Consider the following 10,498-nt stretch of genomic DNA (forward strand, 5'->3'; position numbering starts at 1 on the left):
GTGTTCTGGGGCTCATCGGGCCGCCTCTTCCGGACTGAACTGCGATTCCACGATTTCCCGGTACTCCTCGCATTCGCGCAACAGCTGTTCGTGGGTGCCGAGGCCGACCATGGCACCGTCCTCGAGGACGACGATCTGGTCGGCGTCGCGGATCGTCGACACACGCTGGGCCACGGTGATCACCGCGGATTCGCGCGTCTCCGGACGCAGCGCGTCGCGCACCCGGGCGTCGGTGGCGACGTCGAGTGCGGAGAAACAGTCGTCGAACAGGTAGATCTTGGGCTTCTTCACCAGAGCTCGGGCGATGGCGAGCCGCTGCCGCTGACCGCCCGAGACGGTGGTGCCGCCCTGGGCGACGGGTGTCTGCAACCCTTCGGGCATGTCCCGCACGAAATCCGCGGCCTGCGCGATCTCCAGTGCGTGCCAGAGTTGTTCGTCGGTCGCCTCGGGATCGCCGTAGCGCAGATTCTCCGCGATGGTGCCGGAGAACAGGTACGCCTTCTGCGGCACCAGACCGATCTGCGAGCGCAGCAGCTCCATATCCACCTGCCGCACATCGGTGCCGCCGACGCGCACCACGCCGGAGGTGACGTCGATCAGCCGCGGAATCAGATTGATCAGCGTGGTCTTACCTGATCCGGTGGAACCGACGATCGCGGTGGTCTGCCCGGGCGAGACCCGGAAGCTGATATCGCGCAGCACCGGTTCCGCGGCGCCCGGGAACGCGAACTCCGCGCCGGCCACCTCGACGGTCCCCGGGTCGGCGACGAAGGCCTGCGGCTGTGCGGGCGGCACCACCGAGGAATCGGTTTCCAGCACCTCGGCGATGCGCTCGGCCGACACCGCCGCGCGCGGGGCGATCATCGCCAGGAAGGAGGCCATCATGACCGCCATCAGGATCTGCATGATGTAGGACAGCAGCGCGGTCAGCGAACCGATCTGCATACTGCCGGAGTCGATGGCATGCCCGCCGAACCAGATCACCGCGACCGTGGTCACGTTGCTGATCAGCATCACGGCCGGGAACATCAGCGCGGCCAGCCGGCCCACGAACAGCGAGGCCGAGGTCAGCTCGTCGTTGGCCACGCCGAACCGCTGCGATTCGTAGCGCTCGCGCACGAACGCCCGCACCACACGGATACCGGTGATCTGCTCGCGCAGCACCCGGTTCACCGCGTCGATGCGCTCCTGCACGCGCCGGAATCCGGGAACCATCCGGGAGATGATCAACGCCATCGTCAGGCCGAGCAGCGGCACGGCGACCAGCAGGATCCAGGAGAGTCCGAGGTCCTGGCGCAGCGCCATCACGATGCCGCCGATGCACATGATCGGCGCCATCACCAAAATGGTCACACTCATCACGACCAGCAGCTGCACCTGCTGCACATCGTTGGTGTTGCGGGTGATCAGCGACGGCGCGCCGAAGATGCCGACCTCGCGGGCGGAGAAGGTGCCCACCCGGTGCAGCAGCGCCGCGCGCATCTCCCGCCCCGCACCCATCGCGGCCTGTGCGCCCAGATAGACCGAACTCGCCGACGCGACGATCTGCACTCCCGACACCAGCAGCATCCAGAGACCCGTGGACCAGATGTAGCCGATATCGCCCTTGGTGACGCCGTTGTCGATGATGTCGGCGTTCAGGCTGGGCAGATAGAGCATCGCGATGACGGAGATGAGCTGCAACACAACAACCCCCACCAACTGGGTGCGGTAGGGGGCGAGAAAGGCGCGCAGCAACCTGATCAACATGATGGGTGCAGGCTACCGTCATTCCGGAGCGGTGTCGGCAAGATTTTTCGCTCGGCGAAAGCCGGCCCCGGCAGCGGTGAAACCGGCTCGACCGGCACAGTCACCACCTCCCGGCCTAGGCGTCGACGCCGGGCGGAACGGGGGCGGGCCGCCGCGTCCAGGCCCCGGGATCGGCCACCAGGTCAGCGACGAAAGCCGGCAGCTCGTCGGTGGCGATATCCGCGATCGAGACCTGTTCCAGCACCGCGCGGATATTGACCCGCAGCGCGATCCACACCCGCTGCAGCGGTTCGGCCACCCCCGAATACACCACGTCCTCGGGGCGCTGCCCGCGTACCGAGGCGAGCGGCCCCTCGACCGCGCGGATCACATCGGCGATGCTGATCTCACCGGCCGTGCGGGCCAGCCGGTATCCGCCGTCGGGGCCGCGCCGGCTGACCACCAGGTCGGCCCGGCGCAGTTGCGCCGCAATGGATTCCAGAATCTTCGGCGAAATGTCCTGCGCCGTGGCGATCGTCTCCGCCTTCACCGAATTCGGTTGTGCGCGAGCGATTTCCAAGAGGATGCGGACCGCGTAGTCGATCCTTGCCGAGATGTGCACTAGCGCTGTCCACCCGGTCCGTTCAGTACGCCGAGAGCGGCCTCGATCAGGACCCGCTCGATCACCTCGTCGCCGGCATCGGGCACGAGTTCGTTCGACCACAGCGCCGTGCCCAGCACCTCCAGGGCGGCGCTGGCTCGCAATTGCGCCTCGTGGGAGGGGTCGGGCCCGGCCAGCCAGACGCACAGACGCCGGTGCATATCGAACATGTCGGGGTGCCGATCTCCGATCGCGTTGAGGATGGCCACGGTGTCGCGCACACACATCGCGCCCGCGGTGCGGTGCCGTAACAGCGTCCGGAGCTGGCGATTCAGCACTTCCCGAGCACCCGCCGGACTGTGCGGCACCCCGTCGAGTTCGTCGACCACGAGCTTCATGTCGTCGAAGATCGGTTCGATGATCGCGAGCAGCAGATCGAGCTTGGACGCGTAGTGATAGTAGAGCGACGCCTTTGTGATTCCCACCGCATCCGCGACCTCGCGCAGGCTGGTCTGCTCGAATCCCTTGTTCGAAAAAAGCCGGATCGCCGCCTCACGAATCGCGTCCTTGGTGCTCTGACCTGCGGCAACAGATCCGGAGGTAGTTCGGGCGCTCATGCGATGATCCTCTCACCAACCGATCGAAGCGCCAGGACACGCCCCGAAAATCGAGGTTGTTCCTCCGCTTATCGATTGGGTAGTCTACCTACCGCACGGTAGGCAGAAAGCGTCGATGGAGGCGGATCGCAGTGCGGCGTCCGCAGTAGTGCTGTCTACGGGGCCTGAACTCAGCACCGCAAATCAGCTATCGCTAGGAGATACCGCGTGTCCGTGTACCTCTATCGGTGGGGGAAGTTCGCCTTCCGCCGAAAATGGATCGTGCTACCGGTCTGGTTGCTGATCTTCGTGATCGTGGGCGCCGTCGGCGTCGGGCTGAAGAAACAGAGCCAAGACGACTTCAACATGCCGGATCTGCCCTCGCAGAAGGCCACCGACATCCTGGACAGGGAATTTCCCGGACAATCGGCGGCCTTCAAATTCGACGCGGTGACCGGCACTTATGTCGCCGCGGCCACACACGGCAAGCTCACCGATCCGGACAATCACAAGGCACTCACCGCGCTTGTCGAGAAGATCAACAACCTCGACATCGTCGACAAGTCCAAGATCAAGCAGGACCCGCAGAACCCTGGCGTCCTGACCGATCCGGTCGCCGCGACGACGGCGATCGGCTGCACCTCCGGTGATCGCACCGACCCGAACTTCGTCGCGAAATGTGGTCTGGCGCCGCTGAACGTGCTCGGCAAGAACAACAATGCCGATACCGTCGCCTACTTCAGTGTGCCGTTCAAGATCAAGTCGTTCTCCGATATCACCAAGGCCGATCGGGACCAGGCCTACAAGGTCGCCGACGAAGCGCGCGCGGCCGGACTGGACGTGGAGATCAGCGGCACCATCGCCACCGAGCAGGCGCCGCCGGGCGGACAGTCGGAAATGATCGGTTACGCCGTCGCCTTCATCGTGATGATGATCGCCTTCGGCGCACTGATCGCGGCGTTCGTGCCGATTCTGACCGGCATCGTGGGTGTCGGCATGGCGTCCTCGCTGATCATGGCCGGCACCTCGATCGCCAACATCCCGAACTTCACCACCGTGCTGGCGGCGATGATCGGTATCGCGCTGTCGATCGACTACGCGCTGTTCATCGTCTCGCGCTACAAACATGAACTCGCCGTGCAGGATTCGCCGGAAGAGGCTGCGGGCGTCGCCATCGGCACTGCCGGTTCCGCGGTGGTCTTCGCCGGTATGACGGTCATCATCGCGCTGTGTGGCCTGAGCATCGTCGGCGTCAGCTTCCTCACCTGGATGGGTCTGGGTGGCGCGCTGGCCGCGCTGTTCGCGATCCTGGTCGCGCTGACCCTGCTGCCCGCGATGATGGGCGCCTTCGGCCGCTTCCTGTTCAAGCCGAAGCTGCCGCTGGTCGCGCGCACCGATACCGAGGACGACAACGCCGTCACCAACGGCAAGCGTTTCGCCCGGCTGATCGCCAAGGCGCCGTGGCTGACCCTCGGCGCGAGCGTGATCGTGCTCGGCCTGCTGGCCGCACCCGCGGTGAATCTGAGCCTCGGCCTGCCCGGTGAGGACAGCCAGCCCAAGACCACCACGGTTCGTAAGGCCTACGACCTGCGTACCGAAGGGTTCGGCGAGGGCAGCAACGGCACCCTGCTGGTGGTCGCGGATCTGACCAAGGTCAGGCCGGAGCAGCGTCAGGAGGCCGTCATGGCCCTGCACGACAAGCTGGCCGGCTACCAGGGCATGGACTTCGTGACCATGCCGTCGACGAACAAGCTCACGCCGCAGAAGACTCCGGACTATGTGAACAGCACCGGCGCCCAGCTGACCGCGGTGCCCGATCACGGCCCGAACAACTCCGAAACGCAGGACCTGGTGAAACATGCCCGGGACGCGGAGTCGGACCTGCAGGCGAAATACGGTATGGAGTACGGCATCACCGGCTCGACCGCGATCTACGCCGATGTGTCCAATGCCCTGCTCGGCAAGATCGTGCCCTACATGACGATCGTGGCGATCGCGGCGTTCATCCTGCTGGTGCTGGTGTTCCGCTCGGTTCTGGTGCCGCTGACCGCCGCATTGGGATTCCTGTTGTCGATGGCGGCCACCTTCGGCGCCACGGTGCTGATCTTCCAGCAGGACAAACTCGGCCTGATCGGCGATCAGCATCCGATCGTGAGCTTCCTGCCGATCATGTTGATCGGCTTGGTATTCGGTCTCGCGATGGACTACCAGGTGTTCCTGGTGACCCGGATGCGAGAGGAATACGTGCACGGCAAATCCCCGAAGGAGGCCATGGTGTCCGGTTATCACCACGGCGCTCGCGTGGTCACCTCCGCGGCCATCATCATGATCTCCGTCTTCGGCGGATTCATGTTGGAGTCCGATGTGACCGCGAAGTCGATGGGCTTCGCACTGGCGGCCGGCGTGCTGTTCGACGCCTTCCTGGTCAGGATGGTACTGATCCCGTCACTGCTGGTGCTGCTGGGCGAATGGGCCTGGTGGATGCCGAAGTGGCTGGACCGGATCCTGCCCGATATCGACGTCGAGGGCACCAAGCTGCGCGAGCTGCAGCAGCGTGACCGCGACGCTGCGGCGGAGAAGGAGCCGGTCCCGGTCGGCTGATCCGCGAACCACGGCACGGGCCCTCATCCGAACATCGGATGGGGGCCCGTGGCGTATCCGGCTTGATCTTGCAGCAACGAGCCAGCAGACTCGAACCCAATGCTCTCCAGCTCGGCCACTCGACGGACCGACCGGAACGGCGAGTGCACCGGCTACCGCACAGCTCGATCAGCGACCGGCCCCGGTTCGCAGTCATCGGCAATCGAGGCCAGCGACCACTAGGAGCGCCTCGTGTCCGTGTATCTGTATCGGTGGGGAAGATTCGCCTTTCGGCACAAGTGGATCGTGCTCCCGGTCTGGCTGATTCTTTTCGTGATCATCGGCAGCCTGGGCACGCAGCTGAAGAAGCCGATGAACGACGACTTCACGATTCCGAACCTGCCGTCGGAACGTGCCACCGAGATCATGGACAAACACTTTCCGGGGATGTCGCAGGCGTTCAGTTTCGAGGCGGTCACCGGCACCTATGTCTTCGGGGCGGCACCGGGACAGAAGCTCACCGACGCCTCCCAGCGGGCGGCCGTCGCCGGGACGGTTACCAAGCTGAACGATCTGAACATCGTCGATCACAAGACTCCGCTGGTGGATCCGATCACCGCCACCGAACAGATGGGCTGCTTCGCTCCCGATCGCAGTTCGCCGGAATTCGTCTCGCGCTGCAGTGCCGCGCCGGTGAACGTCCTGAACAAGGAGAATCCGGATACCGTTGCGGTGCTGACCGTTCCGTTCACGATCCAGAAGTTCACCGACATCACCGCCGACGATCGCGCGGCCGCCTACGCGGTCGGTGACGATGCGCGCGCCGCCGGACTGCAGGTGGAGATGAGCGGGTCGCTGGCGATGGAACAGCAGCAGCCCAGTGGGCAGGCCGAGATGATCGGCATGGCCGTGGCGCTGGTGGTGATGGTGGTGGCCTTCGGCGCGATCGTGGCCGCCTTCGTGCCGATCATCACCGCGATCGTCGGGCTCGGACTGGCGACCTCGGTGATCTTCCTCGGCACGTCGTTCATGTCGGTTCCGAGCTTCACCACATTCCTGGCCTCGATGATCGGCATCGCGCTCTCGATCGATTACGCGTTGTTCATCGTCTCGCGCTACAAACACGAACGCGCCGTGCAGAGTTCGCCGGAGATCGCCGCGGGCACGGCGCTGGGGACGGCCGGTTCGGCGGTGGTGTTCGCGGGCGCGACGGTGATCATCGCACTGGTCGCGCTGGCCATCGTGAACATCCGCTTCCTGACCTTCATGGGTCTGGGCGGGGCGATCGCGGCGGCGTTCGCGGTGCTCACCGCCATCACCCTGATGCCGGCACTACTCGGCGCTTTCGGAAAGTACCTGTTCGAGCCGAAGCTTCCGGTGATCGCGCAACACGATCCCGAGGACGATTCGGTGGTCACCAACGGTATGCGGGTGGCGCGGGTGATCGGGCGGATGCCGTGGCTGACGCTGGTCGCGAGCATCATCGTGCTGGGCCTGCTGGCCGCACCCGCGTTGAGCCTGAATCTGGGCCTGCCGGGTGAGGACAGCCAGCCCAGGACCACGACCATTCGCAAGGCCTACGACCTGCGCACCGAGGGATTCGGTGCGGGCAGTAACGGCAAGCTGCAGGTCGTCGCCGACTTGTCGCAGGTGCCCGCCGATCAGCGTCAGGCCGCGCTCACCGCACTGCACGACGAATTGGCCGCGTATCCGGGTATGGATTACGTGACCCAGCCGCAGCCGAGCAGGGACGGCGCGGGTGCGTTGATGACCGCGGTGCCCACCACCGGACCCAATGATCAGGCCACCAAGGATCTGGTCCGCAATGCCCGCGACGCCGAATCCGCACTGCACGACCGATACGGCATCGAATACGGAATCACCGGCACCACAGCCATTTACGCGGACGTCGACCATGCGCTGCTCAGCAAGATCCTGCCCTATCTGGCCATCGTGGCGGGTGCGGCATTCCTGTTGCTGATCGCGGTATTCCGTTCGGTGCTGGTGCCTTTCACCGCCGCACTGGGATTCCTGCTATCCATGGCGGCGACGTTCGGCGCGACCGTGCTGATCTTCCAGAAGGGCGCGCTCGGACTCATCTCCGAACCCCGGCCGATCGTGAGCTTCCTGCCGATCATGTTGATCGGCTTGGTCTTCGGCCTCGCCATGGATTATCAGGTCTTCCTCGTCACCCGCATGCGCGAGGAATACGTGCACGGGAAATCACCTACCGATGCCATGATCTCCGGTTACCACCACGGCGCGCGCGTGGTGACCTCGGCCGCCGTCATCATGATCTCGGTCTTCGGTTCGTTCCTGCTGGAATCGGATGCGACGGCCAAGTCGATGGGTTTCGCCCTCGCCGCGGGCGTGCTGTTCGACGCCTTCCTGGTGCGGATGGTCCTGATTCCGTCGCTGCTGGTGCTGATGGGCAAGGCGGCCTGGTGGATTCCGGGGTGGCTCAGCCGGATCGTGCCGGATATCGACGTGGAGGGTGCGCGGTTGCGCGAACTCCACGTCGACGATCCGGACGAGCCCAGGAGTCCGGTGAAGGTCGGCTGAGCCGGCACTGCCACCGCGTACCGGGTCGTTCAGCCCAGCTGGGCGGCGACCTCGCCGGCGACCAATTCCAGGTGGTCGAGGTCGGACAGGTCCAGGACCTGCAGGTAGAGCCGGGTGATGCCGGTGGTCTCGCGGTAGCGGCCGATCTTGTCGACCACCTCCGCCGGGGTGCCGGCCAGGCCGTTGGTGCGCAGTTCGTCCACCTCGCGGCCGATCGCCTCGGCGCGGCGGGCGATCTCGGCCTCGTCCCGGCCCACGCACAGCACCTGCGCGGCCGAGCGGACGATCTCACCCGGATCGCGGCCGATGTCGCGGGCCGCCGCGGCGACCCGATCGAATTGCGCCGCAGCGTTTTCCGCATCCGTGAACGGCAGGTTGAACTCGTGCGCGTACCGCGCGGCCAGGGCCGGGGTCCGCTTCTTGCCCGCCCCACCGATGATCACCGGCGGACCCGGCTGCTGCACCGGCTTGGGCAGGGCCGGACTGCCCTGCAGCACATAGTGTTTGCCCGTGAAATCGAAGGTCTCCCCCACCCGGGTCTGCCACAGGCCGGTGATGACCGCCAGTTGCTCGGCGTAGCGGTCGAAGCGCTCACCGAGATCCGGCAGATCGATGCCGTAGGCGCGATGCTCGTCGGCGAACCAGCCCGAACCGAGCCCGAGTTCGACCCGGCCGCCGGACATCTGGTCGACCTGGGCGACCGAGATCGCCAGCACCGACGGATGCCGGAACGTCGCCGCGGTGACCAGTGTGCCGAGCCTGATCCGGGAGGTCTCGCGCGCGAGCCCGGCCAACGTGATCCACGCGTCGGTCGGGCCGGGCAGACCGGACACCCCGCCCATCTTCAGATAGTGATCCGACCGGAAGAATGCGTCGAACCCCGCCTCCTCGGTCACCTTCGCAACCCGGAGCAGATCGTCGTAGGTAGCCCCCTGCTGGGGCTCGGTGAAGATTCGTAGTTCCACGAGCACCAACGTACCGGTCGGCCGCGTACCGGTACGCCGGCGCGGAGTTCAGCCGGTCACGCCCAGGTCCGGCAGTTGGGCGGCGCCGGCGACGGCCTCCTGCAACAGGTCGGCGGCGGCCTCCAGCTGGGCGGGTTCGTGTTCGGAGGTCAGGAAGAAGCGCAGGCGTTCCTGACCGGCGGGCACGGCCGGTGACGAGATCGCGCCCGCGTAGACGCCGCCCTGCAGCAGCGTCGTGGCGACGTAACCGGCGCGCAGTTCGCCGGGGACGATCACCGGGCAGATCGGGGTGCCCTCGGAGATGCCGAGGTCGATGCCGCGCTCGCCGAGCAGGGTGCGAAAGTGCTCGGCGTTGGACCACAGCCGGCGCAGTCGCTGCGGTTCGGCCTCGAGGACGTCGAGTGCGGCCAGCGCGGCACCGATGGTCGCGGGTGCGGGGCCGCCGGTCAGCATGGCCACACCCGGCGCGGCGGCCTTCATCGCGGCGATCAGGTCCGCATCGGCGGCGATGAAACCGCCGCAGCTGCCCAGCGCCTTCGACAGGGTGCCCATCCAGATGTCGACCGCGTCGCCGGGCATCCCGTAGTGCTCGCGGATGCCGTGGCCGCGCTCCCCGAAGACGCCGAGGGAATGCGCCTCGTCGACCATGACGGCACAGTCGAATTCCCGTGCGATGGCGGCTATTTCGCTCACCCGCCCGACCGTGCCGTCCATGCTGTAATGACCCTCGACCACGACCAGCGCCCGATCGAAGTTCCCGCGCGACATGCGCAACACCGAACGCAGCGACTCCGGATCGTTGTGGCGGAAGTTGAGCCGCCGAGCTCCCGACCACTGCACGCCGGAGATCACGCTGCCGTGGATGAGCGAATCGCAGATCGCGACGTCGTCGGCGCCCAGCAGGAAGCCGATCACCCCGGCATTGGTGAGATAGCCGCTGGTCGTGACCATCGCGTCGCCGACGTCGTACATCGCGGCCAGGCGCTGTTCGAGTTCGGCGTAGATCGGGATCTCCCCGGCGACGATGCGGCTGGCCGAGGCGGAGGCGCCATAGGTGTCCAGCGCGTCCTTGGCCGCCTGCACCACCTTCGGATGGTTGCCCAGGCCGAGATAATTGTAGGCGCTGAAGTTCACCAGATCCCGGCCCTGCCACCGAATCACGGTGTCGTTCGGGCTCTCCCGCACGAGGAACATCGGATTCGGTGTGCCGCTGTGCTCGTGCACCGCCGCGATCGCCGCACGCTTCTGCACCATCGCCGCGACCTCGGGGTGGTCGGCGAATTGGCGTCCGGGGCCGCGGCGCGGGCGGGCCGGTCTGGTGTTGGCGCCCGTGCGCGTAGCGCTCGGGCCACCGGACGTCACGGGAGCCGACGCCGGCGCACCGGTCGCACCGGATGCCGTGCCGGACAACAACTTCCGCGCCAGATCCCGCGCCGATTCACTCATCCCGCATCCTTTCCGGCGCA

The 10,498-nt window shown here is 66.2% G+C and carries 7 protein-coding genes; 2 read left to right on the forward strand and 5 right to left on the reverse strand.

Features of this window, described 5'->3' with window-relative positions; translation table 11 throughout:
- Nucleotides 1-12 precede the first annotated feature (12 nt).
- The 3 genes from C8258_RS30750 to C8258_RS30760 all read right to left on the reverse strand — a co-directional run bounded on the left by C8258_RS30750 (nucleotide 13) and on the right by C8258_RS30760 (nucleotide 2,946).
- The gene (locus C8258_RS30750) at nucleotides 13-1,749 is read right to left on the reverse strand and encodes an ABC transporter ATP-binding protein (protein ID WP_106958123.1); all 1,737 of its coding nucleotides are present in this window, start codon (nucleotides 1,747-1,749) and stop codon (nucleotides 13-15) included.
- A 115-nt stretch (nucleotides 1,750-1,864) separates the two neighbouring features.
- Nucleotides 1,865-2,350, reverse strand: a complete 486-nt coding sequence (locus tag C8258_RS30755; RefSeq protein ID WP_036497160.1) for an Rrf2 family transcriptional regulator — start codon at nucleotides 2,348-2,350, stop codon at nucleotides 1,865-1,867.
- The gene (locus C8258_RS30760) at nucleotides 2,350-2,946 is read right to left on the reverse strand and encodes a TetR/AcrR family transcriptional regulator (protein WP_036497159.1); all 597 of its coding nucleotides are present in this window, start codon (nucleotides 2,944-2,946) and stop codon (nucleotides 2,350-2,352) included. The genes C8258_RS30755 and C8258_RS30760 overlap by 1 nt, the downstream gene beginning before the upstream one ends.
- A 207-nt stretch (nucleotides 2,947-3,153) precedes the next feature.
- Here C8258_RS30760 and C8258_RS30765 point away from each other — a divergent pair, with 207 nt between their 5' ends.
- A complete protein-coding gene (locus C8258_RS30765) occupies nucleotides 3,154-5,526 on the forward strand; it encodes an MMPL family transporter (protein ID WP_106958124.1) in 2,373 nt (790 codons plus the stop codon).
- Nucleotides 5,527-5,757: 231 nt separating this feature from the next.
- Complete coding sequence (locus C8258_RS30770; protein WP_106958125.1) at nucleotides 5,758-8,067, forward strand: MMPL family transporter; 2,310 nt, start codon at nucleotides 5,758-5,760, stop codon at nucleotides 8,065-8,067.
- A gap of 29 nt (nucleotides 8,068-8,096) precedes the next feature.
- On the opposite strand, the gene C8258_RS30775 is transcribed toward C8258_RS30770, so the two are convergent.
- Both C8258_RS30775 and C8258_RS30780 read right to left on the reverse strand, forming a co-directional pair.
- Nucleotides 8,097-9,032: an LLM class F420-dependent oxidoreductase gene (locus C8258_RS30775; RefSeq protein ID WP_106958138.1), complete on the reverse strand. Its 936-nt coding sequence runs from the start codon at nucleotides 9,030-9,032 to the stop codon at nucleotides 8,097-8,099.
- 48 nt (nucleotides 9,033-9,080) lie between these two features.
- The gene (locus C8258_RS30780) at nucleotides 9,081-10,478 is read right to left on the reverse strand and encodes an aminotransferase class I/II-fold pyridoxal phosphate-dependent enzyme (RefSeq protein ID WP_106958126.1); all 1,398 of its coding nucleotides are present in this window, start codon (nucleotides 10,476-10,478) and stop codon (nucleotides 9,081-9,083) included.
- Nucleotides 10,479-10,498: the final 20 nt, after the last annotated feature.

The organism is Nocardia sp. MDA0666, assembly GCF_003023875.1.
In the GTDB taxonomy this organism is placed as follows: Bacteria; Actinomycetota; Actinomycetes; order Mycobacteriales; family Mycobacteriaceae; genus Nocardia; species Nocardia aobensis.